Genomic DNA, 15676 nt, shown 5'->3' with positions numbered 1-15676 from the left:
CGGAACGGCGCGGGCCACGCCGATCGGCGTGGCCCGCTTTCACTCACCGGCGGCGGGTGGCCGCTCGCGAGGCTGTCACCGGTACGGCCTTGGCTGTGTTGCGAGCGCTCCGGCCACCACCGGGGGCGCCGTCCGCCACCGAGTTGGCCCCGGAAGTGCGCGACACCCGCGTCGCCTTGGCCGCGTTACCGGTAGCACGGCCCGCTCCGGTCGTACCCGATCCGTTGATCCTCTTGGCGGCCTTCGCGGTCGTGGCCTTCGCGGTCGTGGCCTTCGCGGTCGTGGCCTTCGCGGCTGTGGCCTTCGCGGCTGTGGCCTTCGCGGCTGTGGCCTTCGCGGCTGTGGCCTTCGCACCGGCGGAGCGACCTGCCGTCACCGCTCCCCCGGTCGTGGCCGCTCCTGCCCGGGTGGAGGATCGTGCCGCCGACTTCCCGGCGACGGCCTTGGTACCGGCTGTCCGGGCCGTCGCCACTCCGCCCGCCGACACCTTCGCGGCCGCGGTCTTGGCCGCCGCCGACCTCCCGGAACCAGTCGTGCCACCGGCCTTGCCCGCCGTCGCCTTCACTCCGGTGGCCTTGACGCCCTTGCTCGCCGTCGCCTTCACCCCGGTGGTCTTGGCCGCTTTGCCCGCCGTCGTCTTGGCCGCCGCCTTACTCGCAGTCGTCTTGGCCGCCGCCTTACTCGCGGTCGCTTTGGCGGCAGTCGATTTGACGGCCGCCGCTTTAGCCGCCGCTGACTTAGCTGCCGTCGACTTGGTCGCCGTTGCTTTGGCAGCCGTCGCCTTGGCCGTTGACCTCGCGGCCGTCGACTTGGCGGCGGTCGACTTGGCGGCGGTCGACTTGGCGGCGGTCGACTTGGCGGCGGTCGACTTGGCCGGAGCGGCCTTCGCCCCAGTTGCCCTCGCCCCGCTGGCTTTGGTGCCTACCGCCGTCTTGGCACCCGCCGTCTGAGACCCGCTGGCTTTCGCTCCAGCGGTCCCGATCGCGGCCCGTTTCGTCCCAGCAGCCTTCGCCGCAGTGGCTTTCGCCCCGGCCGTTCTGGTTCCGGCGGCCGTCGCGCCAGCGGCCTTGGCCGCAGGAGCTTTGGCACCAATCGCCTTCGCCCCCGTGGCTTTAGCACCAGCTTTCACCGCGCTGGCTTTAATACCAGCCGCCTTCGCCCCAGTGGCCTTCGCACCAGCCTTCACCGCAGTGGCCTTCGCGCCGGCCTTCGCCGCAGTGGCCTTCGCACCAGCCTTCACCGCAGTGGCCTTCGCGCCGGCCTTCGCCGCAGTGGCCTTCGCACCAGCCTTCACCGCAGTGGCCTTCGCGCCGGCCTTCACCGCGGTCGCCTTCGCACCAGCCTTCACCGCAATGGCCTTCGCGCCGGCCTTCGCCGCGGTGGTCCTCGCACCGCCGGCCTTGGCCGCTGTAGCTTTGGTGCCCGCGGTCTTGGCCGCTGTGGACTTCGTGGTGGCCGACTTCGCCGCCGTGGATTTCTTGGCCGCGGTCTTCGCGGCGGTCGCCTTAGCCGGTGTCGTCTTGGCGGGGGTGGCCTTGACGGATGTGGCCTTCTTCGTGGCCTTGGCAGCCTTTGCCGGGGTCGCCTCGACAGCCGCTCTTCCCCTGGCCGGAGCGGCCTTCACCGCACCAACCTTCTTGGTCGTCGTTGTCCCGGCCGTCTTGGCACCGGTCGTCTTGGCTGCTCCAGCCGCCTTCTTGGCAACGGACTTGGCTGCCGTCTTGGCGGCTGCCGTCTTGGTCGCGGTCGCCTTGGTGGCTGCCGTCTTGGTCGCGGTCGCCTTGGTGGCTGCCGTCTTGGTGGCAGTCGCCTTGGTGGCAGTCGCCTTGGCGGCAGTCGCCTTGGCGGCAGTCGCCTTGGCCGCAGCCGACTTGGCCGCAGACTTGGTTCCTGCCCCGGCTGCTCTGGTCCCCGCCTTCTTTGCCGGGGTGGCCGTGCCGACCGCCGACCCGGATGCCGGGGAACCGGGCGCCTCCTCGAATTCCCCGCGCTCGGCCGCCTCGGTCCCGGCGGGGCTCGCCTTGCCGTTCAGGTTCCCGGCGGTCATCGCGGCCGGGCTCTTGCCGGACCGCAGTCCAGCTGCCGTTCCGGCCTGCCTGCCGGCAGCCGGCTCGATGACCGGCCGGTCCGTCACCTCAGCGAGTTCGGAGGCGGCGTCCGCCGCCGGGGTGAGGGCGTCGTCGTCCCAATCCTCGAACTCGTCATCGGCCCGGTGGGCGGGGCTGAGTTCTCTCGCGTCCGCGCTGGAGACCCGCGGATCGGTGGGCCCGGCAGAACCGCTGCCCGCGGCACCCCCGGTCCCGCCGTCGGAATCGTCCTCGGTGCCGAGCCCGGTTCGCCCGGAGCCGGGTTCGGTGCCAGGTCCGGTTCGCCCGGAGCCGGCGGCGGTGCCGGGTTCGGTTCGGCCCGGTGTGGTCTCGGTGTCGAGCGCCTCCAGGTCGGGCCGGTCGGCGCCCCACTGGTCGGAGGTCCGGGCCGGCTGGGCGGGGCCACGATCCGGCCGGAACCAGTCGCCGACGAACGGCACCTCATCGACCGGCACGTCGCCTTGGCCGCGTGCCGGATCCTCCGAGTGTTCCTCGTCAATGCCCGTGGAAACGGTCACCTGGTTCTTCGGGATGTTGCCCAGAGCGGCGGCGACCCGCCGCGTACCCGTCGTCTTCCCTGAGCCGGTGCCCTTGGCGGCAACCACTTTCCTCGTGCCGGCACCCTTGCCCGCGACCGTCTTCGCCACGCCGGCGCCCTTGGTTCCGGGCGTCTTCCCCACGCCGGGAATCCTGGCCACGACCGCCTTGCCCCCGCCGGCGTTCTTCGTCGCACGTGTCTTGGCCGTGCCGGTGTTCTCGGCTCCGGACGCCTCGGCCGCGCTCTTCGCCCCCGGCGTCTTTCCCGCCGCGGCGGCCGGCCGAGCAACCGGGGTCGTGATCGTGGCGCGAGCGGTGACCGCCCGCGCCGACACGGTGCTGCTCGCCGCGACCGCGCCCTTCGCCGCCCGAGCGGAACCCGCGGCCACCGCGGACCGGGGTGCCTGCGTGGATCGGGTGGTGCCGGTGGCTGTGCGATTGCCCGTACCGGATGGGGGTCTGGGGTTTGAGGCTTTTTTGGCAGCGGGCATCGAGGTGTTCCTCCTTGCGGAATGACTGCAGACGCCGATACGGCGCTTGACGTCAGCTGGCTTCCCCTGTCCAGCGGGCGTCCTCGGCATCCCACTCGGCATTGCGCTTCTCGACCGTCTCGAGTGCCCGCGTCGCTTCGTCAGCCGTGGCGTAGGGACCGAGCCGGTATTGAGCGGGGCACACGTCGTCGCCGCTCTCCACCCGGTGGTCGCGGAGGCACCAGAAGTAGCCTGATCCGCCCAGCCCACTGTCGTTCATTCCATCACTGTGCCGCTAAAACCGGCCAAGCGCTACCGATTCGGGCAAAATGTCCCCGGATTTCCATTGTGGAAGAAAGACCGCCCCGGCCGAGTGTTCGGCCGGGGCGGTGCGGTTCGCGAGAAGTGGGTCGTCAGCGAAGCTCGGCGGCGACCAGCTCGGCGATCTGGACGGCGTTGAGCGCGGCGCCCTTGCGCAGGTTGTCGTTGGAGATGAAGAACGACAGACCGTTCTCCGCGGTGGGGTCGACCCGGAAACGGCCCACGTAGGACGGATCGCGACCGGCCGCCTGGAGCGGGGTGGGCACGTCGGAAAGCTCGACGCCGGCCGCGGCGGCCAGGATCTCCCGTGCGCGGGAGACGCTGAGCGGCCGCTCGAACCGGGCGTTCACCTGGATGGAGTGCCCGGTGAAGACCGGGACGCGCACGCAGGTGCCGGAGACCAGCAGCCCGGGCAGATCCAGGATCTTGCGGCTCTCGTTGCGGAGCTTCTGCTCCTCGTCGGTCTCGAAGCTGCCGTCGTCGACGAACGAGCCGGCCTGCGGGATCACGTTGAACGCGATCGGCTTCGGGAAGACCTTGGACTCGGGGAACTCGACCGCCGAGCCGTCGTGGGTGAGCTCGGTGGCCCGGTCGGCGACCTTCTTGATCTGCTCGTCGAGCTCGGCCACACCGGCGAGGCCGGCGCCGCCGACCGCCTGGTAGGTGGTGGCGATGAAGGACACCAGCCCGGCCTCGTCGTGCAGCGGCCGCAGCACCGGCATGGCGGCCATGGTGGTGCAGTTGGGGTTGGCGATGATGCCCTTCGGGCGGACGCGGGCGGCGCCGGGGTTGACCTCGGCGACGACGAGCGGGACGTCCGGATCCATCCGGTACGCCGACGAGTTGTCGACGATGACGGCGCCCGCCTCGGCGAAGCGCGGCGCGAACTCCTTCGAGCCGCCCTTGCCCGCGGAGAAGAGCACGATGTCGAGGCCGGAGTAGTCTGCCGTGGCGGTGTCCTCGACGGTCACCTCGCCGTCGCCCCACGGAATCGTGCGGCCCGCGCTCCGCGCGGAGGCGAAGAGCCGAAGCTGGGTAACAGGGAACTCGCGCTCGGCCAAAATGCGGCGCATGACGCCACCGACCTGACCCGTCGCGCCGACGATACCGATCCTCATGGCCACCAAAATACGTTCTGAACTGCTGATCCTGAAATCAGGTTGCTCAATATATGGGATGACTGTCCCACATTATCGGACGACAGGCCTAGCGTGAGGTCCATGGCGACCTACACCCATGGACACCACGAGTCGGTCTTGCGCTCGCACCGCTGGCGCACCGCAGAGAATTCGGCGGCGTACCTGCTGCCGCATCTTTCCTCCGGAATTTCCCTGTTGGACGTCGGATGCGGCCCGGGCACCATCACGGCCGAGCTGGCGGAGCTGGTGGCGCCCGGCCGGGTGACCGCCCTCGAGCAGACCGGCGAGGCGCTGGGCCTGGCCCGCGCCGAGATCGCGCGGCGCGGTCTGGCGAACGTCGACTTCGCCGTCGGCGACGTGCACGCCCTGGATTTCCCGGACGACAGCTTCGACGTGGTGCACGCCCACCAGGTGCTCCAGCACGTGTCCGACCCGGTCCGGGCGCTGCGTGAGATGCGCCGGGTGACCAGGCCGGGTGGCGTGGTCGCGGCCCGGGACAGCGACTACGCGGCCTTCACCTGGTTCCCGCTGATGCCCGGGCTGGACGAGTGGCTGGACCTCTATCAGCGGGTGGCCCGCGGCAACGGCGGTGAGCCGGACGCCGGGCGGCGGCTGCTGTCCTGGGCGCGGGCGGCCGGGTTCACCGACGTCACGGCGACAGCGAGCGTGTGGTGCTTCGCCGACGACGAGGACCGGCAGTGGTGGGGCGGCATGTGGGAGGAGCGGGTGCTGAAGTCGGAGATGGCCGCCACGGCGCTGCGCACCGGTGCGGCCACCGAGGCCGATCTGGAACGGATCTCGGCCGGCTGGCGGCAATGGGCCGGCGATCCGGACGGGTGGCTGATCATCCCGCACGGCGAGATCATCTGCCGCGCCTGAGAGCCGCGCCGAGAGTCGCGTCTGGAAGCCGCGCCTGAGATCAGGTAGGGGGACGGTACGCCCAGTGCCACGACTCCCGGGCCACGTTCTCCACGAAGCCGTAGTTGCCGGCGTTCTTGCGCATCCAGGAGAGCGCCTTGGCGTTGAGGTCCAGGTCGGTGGCCATGCCCCAGCCGTGTTCGCTGGTGCCGGGCTTGGCCGCCAGACCACCCTGCGAGTAGAGGCCCTTACGCCGGGCCAGGTCGACCTGCTCGGCGTAGGGGCGGTAGGAGTCGGTGATGCCGATCTCCACGCCGTCCCGCCGGGCGTCCTCGATCATCCCGTTCAGCGACTCGGCCGCCGGCGCCCAGAGCTTGTGCCCGGTGTTGCCGACCCGGCCCAGGGCGGTCTCCGGGATCTTGCCGTTCCCGTACGCGGCAAGATCTTCCGGAATGCCCTTGCTGTTGAGTTTGTAGGTCTGGCCGGTCGGTGCGGTGGACGCGATCGCGCCCTGGAGATGACTGGCGAAGGTGCCCTGGGCGGACGTGACGCTCGCCGACGTGGTCCCGGCCCGCTGAGTCTGCAAGGCGATGATCCGGCTCTGGATCTCCGCGATGCGCGAGTTCACTCCCTCGATTCCCACGTTCCCTGGTTCGGCGCGCCCGGGGAAAACTGAGGGAAAACCTCAGGACGCCGGGGCCAGATCGATCGTGTGCTGGGTGTGCGTCACCTTCGCCTGGAGGTAGCGGACGTTCACCGGGGAGGCGTGCACCCCGGTCCGCCGGACCGCCCGCACCTCGACACCGAGATCCCGCAGTTGGCGGGATTTGTCCGGGTTGTTGGTGAGCAGGTCGACGACGGGCGCGCCGAGCGCCTGGAGCATCTGCGCGGCGGCGGTGTAGTCCCGCTCGTCGTCGCCGTGGCCGAGTGCCCGGTTCGCCTCGTACGTGTCCATCCCGAGGTCCTGGAGGGCGTACGCGTCGAGCTTCGCGTACAGCCCGATACCGCGGCCCTCCTGGCGCAGGTAGAGCAGGTAACCGCCGGTCTCGGCGATCTGCTCCACGGCTTCCCGCAACTGTGGGCCGCAGTCGCAGCGCTGTGAGCCGAAGACGTCCCCGGTCATGCACTCGGAGTGCATGCGGACGAGCGGCACCCCGGCCTCCGCGACGTCGCCCAGAGCGAGCGCGAGGTGCTCCTTCCCGTCGGCTAGGCCGGTGAAGGTGATCACCTCAGCGGTGGTGCGGTACCCGTCGGGGAACTCCAGCGGAACGATGACGCGCGTACGAACCGGCATGCCCTCTCCCTGTGCACTTGATACTTCAAGTACGGATCGACCGTACGCGGCGGTTCATGAGGTGGCCATGCTTGTCTGTGGGTCGCGGATCACAGGCCCGGCCGGGTGGTCAGGTCGGCCGGATCGGTGTTGGCCCCGCAGAGCAGCACCACCACGCGCTCGCCCGGTTCGGGCTGATAGGCCTTGGTGAGCAGGGCGGCGTACGCGGCGGCGGTGCCGTGCTCGACCACGATCCGGTAGTCGTCCCACAGTCTCCGGCGGGCGTCGACGATCGCGTCGTCCTCGACCAGCACGGAGGTCGCGTCACGCGCCAGGGCGAACCCGACGTCCCCGATTCGCCGGGCGCCCAGCGAATCCGCCGCCACACCCGAGACCGGCACGTCCACCGGGTGACCGGCCTGCTGCGCGGCATGGAAGGCGCACGAGGTGACCGGCTCGACTCCGACGATCCGGATATCTCGCGAGAGAGCGGCACGAAGCCCGCCGATCAGGCCACCGCCGCCCACCGCCACCAGCACGGCGCCGAACCCGTCCGGCACCTGCGACAGCAGCTCCAACCCGATGGTTCCGTTCCCGGCCACCATCTCCGGATCGTCGTAGGCGTGGCAGAACAGGGCGCCGGTCTCTCCGGCACGGATCGTCGCCGCGGCGTACGCCTCCGCGTACTCCCCGCCCTCCTGGACCACCCGCGCGCCCAGCTCGCCGAGCTTCGCCACCTTGACCGCCGGGGCGGTGACCGGCACGAACACCTCGGCCGCGACGCCGAGCTCACGGGCCGCGTAGGCGGCGGCGAGGCCGGCGTTGCCGCCGGAGGCCGCGACGATCCCGGCCGCCGGTGGATCGACGATCCGGTTGAACATGCCCCGGGTCTTGAACGACCCGGCGTGCTGGAGGAACTCCAGCTTGAACCAGAGATCCGGCCCGGCCGCGAGCACCGGGGTGCGCCGGACCCGGCCCTCGACACGTTTCGCCGCGGCCCGCACGTCAGACAGGTCGATCACGGGGAAAGCCTAGGCGACGCTCCACGTCACCCGGCTGGACGGAACCGGTAAACGGTCGCCCACCAGCCTCGCCAGATCCAGCAACCGGTTGGAGAAGCCCCACTCGTTGTCGAACCAGCCGCGCACCTTCACCCCACCGTCCGCGGTGGTCTGCGTGCCGGAGGGATCGAACAGGCAGGACGCCGGGTTGTTCTTCACGTCGATCGACACGGTCGGGTCCGGGTCGTACGCCAGGATGCCGCGCAGTGGCCCGGCCGCCGCCTCGGCCATCGCCCGGTTGACCTCGTCGGCGGTCACCGGCCGGTCGGTCTGCCCGGACAGCTCGGCGAGCGAGCCGATCGGGGTGGGTACGCAGTAGTAGCTGTACCGCATCTCGCCGATCTCCGGCAGCGCCACCCGGACCAGGTCACCGACCACATAGTTGTGCGGGATGATGCTCTCGCCGGCGGCCCGGCCCAGCCGCGGATCCTCCCGGGACGTGCCGACCAGCGAGTCCTGCACCCGCTGCCAGCTCTGGGCGGCCAGCATCACCGACGTGTTCACCGACCGCAGCCCGAACCGGTCGAGCAGCACCTTCGCCATCACGGTGAGCGCGTTCACCCCGCACGAGGCCGGGGAGACGACGTCGTGCAGCGCCGGGTCGTAACTCTTGTGGTTCGCGCCGACCACCAGGAACGCGTCCGGGTCGTCGGCGGAGGCGCTGATCACCACCTTACGGGCGCCACCGTGGGTGATGTGAAAACGGGCCGCCGCCCCGGCGCGGAACCGGCCGGTGGCCTCGATGACCACGTCGACGCCCTCCTCCGCCCAGGGAATCCGCTCCGGGCGCTCGTGGTGGAATGCCCGAATGGCGTGGTCGTTCACCACGAGGTAGTCCCCGCTCGCGGTCACCGTCCCCGGAAAGGCGCCGCGGACACTGTCCCGGCGCAGCCCGTAGGCCAGTTTGTCGGTCGACGCGACGTCGTTGACCGCGGCGATCTGCACGCCCGGGTTCGAGGCGGAAGCCACGATCCGGGTCACACTTCGGCCGATCCGCCCGAGCCCATTGATCCCGATCGCGACAGTCATCGAGCGCTCCTCGATTTCGGATGCTTTGCCAGGATTTCCCCCGTGACCAGGCTCACCTGTTTCCCCCAGGATCCACCCGCAGTCACGGCTTCGACACTATGAGTTGTGCAAGTTGCACGTCAACGGACGACATTCTCACACCCCTCCAACGACGGACGTCGAACCGCGGACAGCACTGTGGACCCCGGTCCGGCATTCTGGGGGCGTGCCCGTACTCGTCTCCCACGCCGTCGCCGACGAACCCTGGGCACAATGGATCGCTCTGGAGCTGCGCGCCGCCGGCCACGACGTCCACCTCGACCCGGCCGGCCCCGGCTTCGTGCGCCGCCTCGCCGGCGGCCTCGGCGGCACAACCCCGGTGCTCCTGCTGATCTCCGCCGAACACCGGGCCACCGCCGCCGACTGGGCCACCCTGCTACGGGCGCCGGCGATCGTCGGCCGGCTGATCGTTCTGCGACTCGACGCCGCCGAACTCCCTCGCGCGCTACGCGCCCTCCCCTGCCGCAGCCTGCACGGCCTCGACGAGGAGGACGCTCTGGAGCTGCTGCTCAACCTGGCCGGCGGCATCCGCCGCCATCAGTTCCCGCGCGCCGCCGGCTGGTGATTTCCGGTCACCCTCTTCCCAACCCCCATTTTGTACGGCCAAAGCACCCGTTCCCCGGCCCCCGGCCCGACCCGCCCCGCGGCAATCCCGAGCGGCCGCCACTCTCCCGCCCGATCTTGAGCGTTGGTTGCCATCCCGCGCGATCTTGAGTCCTGACACACCGCCCGCGGTCGACGAAGGCCCAAGATCCAGGCGCTGTGACCGACGGTCAGCCGGTGACGGCACGGAAGAGCAGGATGAGGCCCACCGTCGTACCGAACGTGACGATGACGTATTTCAGCACCCGCTGCGGCAGACGCCGTGCGAGCCGCGCCCCAACGTAACCCCCGACGATCGCGGCCGGCGCCAGAATCGCCACCGCACCCCAGTCCACGTCCGCGAACGCGGCGAACACCACCAGCGTCACGAACCCGACCGTCGCCGACAGCACGTTCTTCAGCGCGTTGATCCGCTGCAGCGACTCGTCGAGGATCAGCGCCAGCACCGCCACGTACATCACCCCGAGCGCGGCGCCGAAATACCCACCGTAGACAGCACCGGCGAACACCACGGTCGGTAGGGTGACCGCGGCCCGCCGCTGTGACATCGCCCGCGGATGCCCGACCAGCCCGCGCAGCCGCTCCTGGAACGCCAGCGTCGCCGCCGCCCCCAGCACCAGGAACGGCACCACGATCTCGAACGCCCGCTCCGGGGTGAGCAGCAGCAGCGCACACCCGGCGGCCGATCCGAGGACCGCGGCCGGCAGCGCGGCCCGCACCCGCCGCCCCTGACCGGCCAGGTCGGCCCGGCTGCCCACGACGCTGGACACATACCCCGGAAAGACCGAGACCGAGTTGGTGACATTCGCGGCCACCGTCGGCAGCCCGGTCGCGATCAGGCTCGGAAAGGTGATCAGCGACCCACCGCCGGCGATCGCGTTCACCGCCCCGGCCGCGACGCCGGCCGCGGCGAGAAGCAGGATGTGCGTGAAATCCATGGTGGCAGTGAATCTACGTGCTCCCCGCCCACCCGGCCCGGTGATCTTGCTCCCCGCCCGGCCCACGACCTCCCCGGCACGTAGGATGGCGGCGCGACGGACGAGTCGGCTGGGCGGCCGCGTCGGCGCCCGCAGGGGCGCCGCCGAGGAACGTCCGGACTCCGCAGAGCAGGGTGGTTGTTAACGGCAACCCGGGGCGACCCGCGGGAAAGTGCCACAGAAAACAGACCGCCCTCCCTTCGGGGAGGGTAAGGGTGAAACGGTGAGGTAAGAGCTCACCAGCACCCCGGGTGACCGGGGTGGCTCGGTAAACCCCACCCGGAGCAAGGCCAAGCAAGGCCACTGCCGCAAGGCGGTGGCCGGCGCAGGCGTTCGAGGGCTGCTCGCCCGAGCCTGCGGGTAGGCTGCTCGAGCCTGCCGGCAACGGCAGGCCTAGATGGATGGCCGCCACCGGCGACCCCAGGGTCACCGGCCACAGAATCCGGCGTACAGGCCGGCTCGTCCGCCGCCCTCAAGGTCACCACCGCGATGGCGGCGCTGACCTCTCCTTATATATAGGTGTTACTGGGCGACGTTGGTCATCATCAGTCGCCGTCGGACGCCCCGGAGACGCCCCGACGCCCCGAGGACGCCCTCGAATCAACCCCCAAGGGGTCATCCCGGTCGCCTGGGCTCCGCCATGCCGGGCCTCCGCCAGGTCGTCAAATAGCCTCATCGTTTGACGACCTGGCGGAGGTCTGGCATCCCTCCGGGCAGGCGAGCGGGATGACCCCGACCCACCGCAACTATCACTCTCTGCAAAAGACGAGCAGCCAGCGTCCATCCCGGGAGCCAGCCCGCCCGGCGAGGGCAGTGGTTTGAGACCCCCACGGATTCGCCGCGTAGTCAAGTCTTCTCGTTCTGTAGTCATGTCGGTAGCTTCGGGACTATGACTTCGCAGCGTGCTTCAATACCGGCCGCCACTGAGGCGGCGATTTGGGCATTGAGTAACGGCCGGTGCTACTTCGATTCGTGTCCGGAACCTGTGGTCAAGGAGGTACGCCCAAAGACTTATCAGAAGAACGCCATGGTGGCGCATGTGTACGGCGTCATGCCGAGATCGCCGCGCTATTCACTCCTACCTCCTGGCGAGGACAGGAATTCTTTTAAGTTCTTGCTGCTGCTGTGCTATGCCCATCACAACGAAGTAGACGACAGGCGAACCGGCGAAAAGCTGTACCCTCCCGATCGACTGCTTGCCATGAAACAGCGCCACGAGGGTGATAACACCGAGGTACTGGCAAGTCTAGGCCCGATCTCTGACGAGCAAGTTTCGGAGCTACTTCTGGACGTTTTCGAGCCGCCTATTGCGCGACTCGAGCGTATTGCTGACCAACTGGAGGAGGCAGGTACCGCTAGCGCCGACACGCTGACGGAACTCAGGCAACTAATCTCGGCTGTTTCAGACCCGAGCTGGGGCGTAGATCGAAGCACCGCAGCATCCCTCGCCTACTCGGCAGAGATCCTGAGCACCGCCAACTTAGACAGCGCCGCGAGCGGTCTTGCATATGCTGCCGAGGTCCTCTCGAACCTAGATTTGGCGGCGAGCGCAGCAGGTCTTAGCACCGCTGGCCAAATGCTGAATCCAGGGCAGCTTGCGGAAGCGGCTCAGTCCCTCGCGACGGCCGCCGACATACTGTCCAACATCAACATTGGAGATGCTGCGAGCAAGTTCTCCCGAGCGGCCACGATTATCGCTGACAATAATGGGCGCTGGTAGGCCGCAAACGTGACCACATTAAGGAAGTCCCCGGATCAGAGCCGAACCTTCGGCAGATCCGGGGACTTGTTGTGTCGCGCCTGCCGCAGGGCTGGAACCGCTGGCGCTGCCGCGAAGCAGAGGCGCTGGCGGCGGGCCTCCGGCCCGGCCCTGCTGGGCGGCGCGAGCGGCCGGCGGAGCTGGCCGCCTTGAACCCGTATAGAAAGTTCTCACAAAGATCTAGACACTGGTTCGCCTGTCCGCCACATGAACTCAGGTGGCTCTACCCGCTCTTCAACCGGCTTCTGGAAGAGAGCGCCTGACCCTCGGTGGTTGAATCGGAGCGTCCGAACGTTCTGAAATCCGATGCTGCGGTAGTAGCCGTGAAGGCCCTCATTAGTACTCCAGGCGTCGAGCCTCACCCAGTGGCGTCCGGAGTTTCGGGCTACCTCTTCGGCTAGGCGTAGCAGGACCTTTCCGATCCCTCGGCCCGCATGGTCTCGCCGAACGATCATCCGATGCACATACACGGCATCGCCCGGGTTGTCCTCGTCTTTCCAGAACTCAGGATCGGCGAAGCTGTCAACCGAGATGGTGCCCACCACGGTCGATCCTTCACAGGCCAGCCAGCATGTTCCTGAGGCGACGTTTTTTGCGATGCTATTTTTCACCTTGTCACGGGTTTTCCGCCCAACGGCGTCAGGTTGCCACTGGTCGGTGCCCTTGGCGGCTAGCCACGCTGAGGCTTCGGCGTGGAGGCTCAGCACCGTTTCGACATCGTCAGCGGTTGCACGTTTGATAACAACCATCATTCCGCCGCCTGTGTTGGCAGGGCCACGCGCGTCCGTTCAAACGCGATGACGTGACGGTCTCCTGGAAGAACATTGAGCACGACTCGCACCGGCTGCCCTTCTTCCGTAAGGCCGGTTACCAGGTGATAGGCGATCGGCGTTCCAGGTCCGATACTGAGCCGCCGTGCTTCGTCAGGCGTTGGCATCCGAACGTAGAACTCGTCCAGAGCCCGAACTTGCAAATATCCAACCTCTGCAAGCACCTGGTTAGCTCCACGAGCGATGTCCTCGGGACGCATAATCTCGGTGTCTTGGACTAATCGCAGGGGAAAGTAGCTGTCGTTCGTGTGGAACGGTTCCCCGTCGAGGTAACGAACCCGGCGACGCACGACCGCCAGTTCCCCGTCACCGAGGTTCAGCCGCTTCTTGACGTCCCTAGGCGGATCGACGATTGCCACCTCGATGGACTGCGCTGGCTGCCGGCCATCGGCCGAGTGCTCAGCCAGGAAGATATCCATCTCAGGAGATAGCGGCCTTGGCCGGAACTCCTGCTGGGGCCGGTAGTAGAGCGGCTTCCGATCTCGCACGAAGTACCCGCGCGGTCGAGCGGGAGTTACGAGTCCTTCATTGACCAAGGCGGTCAGAGCTTGTCGAGCGGTGTTGCGGGCGACTTGGTAACGCTCGGTCAGCTCAGCTTCAGTGGGCAGGCGTGAGCCCGGCAACAGCGTTCCATCGTTGATCGAGGTCCGAAGCTCCTCGGCGATCTGCTGCCAAACGGGTAGTTGCCCTCGCCGCGAAACGGGCACGGGTTGTCTCCTAACTGCATCGTCTAGACAGTCTAGGCGAAACCCTTGACAGACGCAGTGGGTCAAGTCATCGTTGTCATTGTCTAGTCAGTACAGACTGACTGGCCTATGGATCACGAGTCCCCTCTGGGACTCACTACTTGAGGAGTCAGTTTCATGGCAAACCAGCCCCGCATCAGCACTCAGCCGCGTCTGCTGCTGAACACCACCGGCGTCATCTTCGAGATGGCGGACGAGATCATGCCGAAGCTCGACGACAAGGGCGCTCAGAAGCTCGACACCCGTGACACGGGCCTGCCGATGTGGACCGCGCCGGTGTTCGGGCGTGGCCGTACCCCGGGCAAGAAGTGGAGCGCTCAGATGAACATCACGATCGTGAGCGCCGAGCGTCCGAGCGTCCAGGACGGCGACCAGGTCCACCCGGTCGACCTCGAGGCGCTGCCGTGGGTGTCGGAGCAGAACGGCAAGACCCGTTCCGGTGTCGCCTTCAAGGCGTCCGGTCTGGAGGTTCTGTCCGGCCCGTCGGCTTTGAAGGCTGCCTGATTTCTTATCCGTCTGGCTCCTGAGGCCACCTAGTCACAGGACGCGGGGTCGCCAGAGATTGGCGTCGATGAGCGGCCCCGCACCTGCTCTTCCAGCAACTCCTAGCCCTCCGGAGAGGGAGAAATCGTCATGCAGAAGTCTAGCCGCCGCAAGGTGATCGGCGGCAACGGCAGGGGGCAGTCCGTCACGGTCGTTGAGGCCCCGGTCCTGCAAACCCAGCGCCGGAAGGCGCTCATCACGTTCTGGGTCACGTTGACCGTGACCGGTCTGCTCGGCGGCACTGTCGCGTCGCATTACATGCACCCGATCCTGGGCATCCTGACGGGGATCGCGTCGGGCTTCGTCCTGGGCATTCTGCTCGGGTTCCTGGTCCTGGCGTGGCCGGTCATCAGGATGGTCTGGTGGTGGCTGCCGGAGGTCCTGATCGGCGCTTTCCTGGTCTACGGCTGGGTGCTGCTGATGACCTCCACACCGCTGTGGCTGTCGCTCGTGGTCGTGGTCGCGCTCGCCGCGTCCGCTCTGGCCCGGGTGATCCGGTTCGGTGTGATGTCGGTGTTCTGGTGCCTGGCAGTGCGGCATCGGCTGCGGATGTGCTTCGCCGCATTCATCGCCAAGAACCGGCAGGGCACACTGCCGTTCATCCTGCTCGCCCGGCCTACCCCGGCCGGTGAACGGGTGTGGGTCTGGCTTCGGCCCGGTCTCGCCCTGCACGACCTGGAGCAGGAAGGCCAGTTGCAACGACTGGCTGTGGGCTGCTGGGCCAACGAGGTCCGCGTCACCCGTGCGTCGCGTAAGTACGCGGCGTTGATCCGTCTCGACATCACCCGCCGCGACACGCTCAAGGACACGGTGCTGTCGAGTCTGCCGGACTTCGTGCCCGACGACATGCCGGCCAACGCGCCGGTCTCCCCGGCCGGACCCCCGGTCGGCGTGAACCTCAACGACGTCCCGGTGCGCCCTCGGCGCTCGCCGGACGACAACGAACCCCGGTCGCGTCGCGGACGCCAACCGGAACCGTCGCCCTCGGACGACATCGACCCGAACGACTACGCCTAACCCTTCCTGACACGTACGTGTCAAGAACCCTCCATCACGGTCCCGGCGTGGCCATCGACCCAGGTCACCAGCGCCACGCCGGACCCCCTCTTCATCTGATCGGGGATTGAGCGTCATGTCCGTACCCGCCTTTCGCCGCGATCACGTCCTGACCGATCTCGCGGCTACTCGCATCGAACGTGACCACGCGGACCGGGTCATCCGGGACCTGGTCGCCTACGCCCGCACGTTCATCCACCCTCGCCCGTACCGGCTCGCTGATCTCGCCGCCGCCGCTGGCATGTCGACCTCAGGTGTCCGGACCTGCTTCACCGCGGAACACATCAACCGCGTCTCCGCACTGATCAAGGCACCCGCAAGTGGGTCGTCATGAGTGACTCCAGCAAC

At 68.3% G+C, this 15676-nt stretch carries 17 protein-coding genes and 1 other RNA gene; 8 read left to right on the top strand and 10 right to left on the bottom strand.

All coding sequences use genetic code 11. From position 1 onward, the window contains the following. Positions 1-43: 43 nt before the first annotated feature. Positions 44-2734: a hypothetical protein gene (locus KZ829_RS23595; RefSeq protein WP_220146089.1), complete on the bottom strand. Its 2691-nt coding sequence runs from the start codon at positions 2732-2734 to the stop codon at positions 44-46. Between KZ829_RS23595 and KZ829_RS23590 the strand changes: the two genes are divergently transcribed. After that, positions 2712-3140, top strand: a complete 429-nt coding sequence (locus KZ829_RS23590; protein ID WP_220146088.1) for a hypothetical protein — start codon at positions 2712-2714, stop codon at positions 3138-3140. The two genes, KZ829_RS23595 and KZ829_RS23590, sit on opposite strands and share 23 nt — an antisense overlap. A gap of 27 nt (positions 3141-3167) precedes the next feature. On the opposite strand, the gene KZ829_RS23585 is transcribed toward KZ829_RS23590, so the two are convergent. Together KZ829_RS23585 and KZ829_RS23580 are read right to left on the bottom strand one after the other, a co-directional pair. Beyond that, positions 3168-3374: a hypothetical protein gene (locus tag KZ829_RS23585; RefSeq protein ID WP_183226098.1), complete on the bottom strand. Its 207-nt coding sequence runs from the start codon at positions 3372-3374 to the stop codon at positions 3168-3170. A gap of 133 nt (positions 3375-3507) precedes the next feature. Then, the gene (locus tag KZ829_RS23580) at positions 3508-4533 is read right to left on the bottom strand and encodes an aspartate-semialdehyde dehydrogenase (RefSeq protein WP_220146087.1); all 1026 of its coding nucleotides are present in this window, start codon (positions 4531-4533) and stop codon (positions 3508-3510) included. 102 nt (positions 4534-4635) lie between these two features. On the opposite strand from KZ829_RS23580, the gene KZ829_RS23575 reads away from it, so the two are divergent. Further along, on the top strand, positions 4636-5433 hold the full coding sequence (locus KZ829_RS23575; RefSeq protein ID WP_220146086.1) for a class I SAM-dependent methyltransferase: 798 nt from the start codon (positions 4636-4638) through the stop codon (positions 5431-5433). A gap of 40 nt (positions 5434-5473) precedes the next feature. On the opposite strand, the gene KZ829_RS23570 is transcribed toward KZ829_RS23575, so the two are convergent. The 4 genes from KZ829_RS23570 to KZ829_RS23555 form a co-directional block, all read right to left on the bottom strand. After that, a complete protein-coding gene (locus KZ829_RS23570) occupies positions 5474-6055 on the bottom strand; it encodes a M15 family metallopeptidase (RefSeq protein ID WP_220146085.1) in 582 nt (193 codons plus the stop codon). A gap of 42 nt (positions 6056-6097) precedes the next feature. Next, positions 6098-6706, bottom strand: a complete 609-nt coding sequence (locus KZ829_RS23565) for a GTP cyclohydrolase II (RefSeq protein WP_220146084.1) — start codon at positions 6704-6706, stop codon at positions 6098-6100. A gap of 89 nt (positions 6707-6795) precedes the next feature. Further along, positions 6796-7707 carry a serine/threonine dehydratase gene (locus tag KZ829_RS23560; protein WP_220146083.1) on the bottom strand — a complete coding sequence of 304 codons (912 nt, stop codon included), beginning with the start codon at positions 7705-7707 and terminating at the stop codon, positions 6796-6798. A gap of 9 nt (positions 7708-7716) precedes the next feature. Then, the gene (locus KZ829_RS23555; protein ID WP_220146082.1) at positions 7717-8775 is read right to left on the bottom strand and encodes a type I glyceraldehyde-3-phosphate dehydrogenase; all 1059 of its coding nucleotides are present in this window, start codon (positions 8773-8775) and stop codon (positions 7717-7719) included. 205 nt (positions 8776-8980) lie between these two features. Here KZ829_RS23555 and KZ829_RS23550 point away from each other — a divergent pair, with 205 nt between their 5' ends. Then, positions 8981-9379 carry a toll/interleukin-1 receptor domain-containing protein gene (locus tag KZ829_RS23550; RefSeq protein WP_220146081.1) on the top strand — a complete coding sequence of 133 codons (399 nt, stop codon included), beginning with the start codon at positions 8981-8983 and terminating at the stop codon, positions 9377-9379. A 208-nt stretch (positions 9380-9587) separates the two neighbouring features. On the opposite strand, the gene KZ829_RS23545 is transcribed toward KZ829_RS23550, so the two are convergent. Next, positions 9588-10355 carry a sulfite exporter TauE/SafE family protein gene (locus KZ829_RS23545; protein WP_220146080.1) on the bottom strand — a complete coding sequence of 256 codons (768 nt, stop codon included), beginning with the start codon at positions 10353-10355 and terminating at the stop codon, positions 9588-9590. A 101-nt stretch (positions 10356-10456) separates the two neighbouring features. Between KZ829_RS23545 and rnpB the strand changes: the two genes are divergently transcribed. Together rnpB and KZ829_RS23535 are read left to right on the top strand one after the other, a co-directional pair. Continuing rightward, positions 10457-10860: RNase P RNA component class A (gene rnpB, locus KZ829_RS23540), an RNA gene on the top strand. A 423-nt stretch (positions 10861-11283) separates the two neighbouring features. Further along, on the top strand, positions 11284-12114 hold the full coding sequence (locus tag KZ829_RS23535; protein ID WP_220146079.1) for a hypothetical protein: 831 nt from the start codon (positions 11284-11286) through the stop codon (positions 12112-12114). A gap of 209 nt (positions 12115-12323) precedes the next feature. Here the strand turns inward: KZ829_RS23535 and KZ829_RS23530 are convergent, their stop codons facing one another. Further along, positions 12324-12905 carry a GNAT family N-acetyltransferase gene (locus tag KZ829_RS23530; protein ID WP_220146078.1) on the bottom strand — a complete coding sequence of 194 codons (582 nt, stop codon included), beginning with the start codon at positions 12903-12905 and terminating at the stop codon, positions 12324-12326. Continuing rightward, complete coding sequence (locus KZ829_RS23525) at positions 12902-13690, bottom strand: GntR family transcriptional regulator (protein ID WP_220146077.1); 789 nt, start codon at positions 13688-13690, stop codon at positions 12902-12904. The genes KZ829_RS23530 and KZ829_RS23525 overlap by 4 nt, the downstream gene beginning before the upstream one ends. A gap of 156 nt (positions 13691-13846) precedes the next feature. Here KZ829_RS23525 and KZ829_RS23520 point away from each other — a divergent pair, with 156 nt between their 5' ends. The 3 genes from KZ829_RS23520 (at position 13847) to KZ829_RS23510 (ending at position 15662) form a co-directional block, all read left to right on the top strand. Continuing rightward, positions 13847-14233 carry a hypothetical protein gene (locus KZ829_RS23520; protein WP_220146076.1) on the top strand — a complete coding sequence of 129 codons (387 nt, stop codon included), beginning with the start codon at positions 13847-13849 and terminating at the stop codon, positions 14231-14233. A 129-nt stretch (positions 14234-14362) separates the two neighbouring features. After that, positions 14363-15289 carry a hypothetical protein gene (locus tag KZ829_RS23515; protein WP_220146075.1) on the top strand — a complete coding sequence of 309 codons (927 nt, stop codon included), beginning with the start codon at positions 14363-14365 and terminating at the stop codon, positions 15287-15289. Positions 15290-15404: 115 nt separating this feature from the next. Beyond that, positions 15405-15662, top strand: coding sequence for a hypothetical protein (locus tag KZ829_RS23510; protein WP_220146074.1), 258 nt, complete (start codon positions 15405-15407; stop codon positions 15660-15662). Positions 15663-15676: the final 14 nt, after the last annotated feature.

Source organism: Actinoplanes hulinensis, from assembly GCF_019429605.1.
Taxonomy (GTDB): domain Bacteria; phylum Actinomycetota; class Actinomycetes; order Mycobacteriales; family Micromonosporaceae; genus Actinoplanes; species Actinoplanes campanulatus.
The sequence above is the reverse complement of the archived record's forward strand: the minus strand, read 5'-3'. Positions and strand labels throughout refer to the sequence as shown.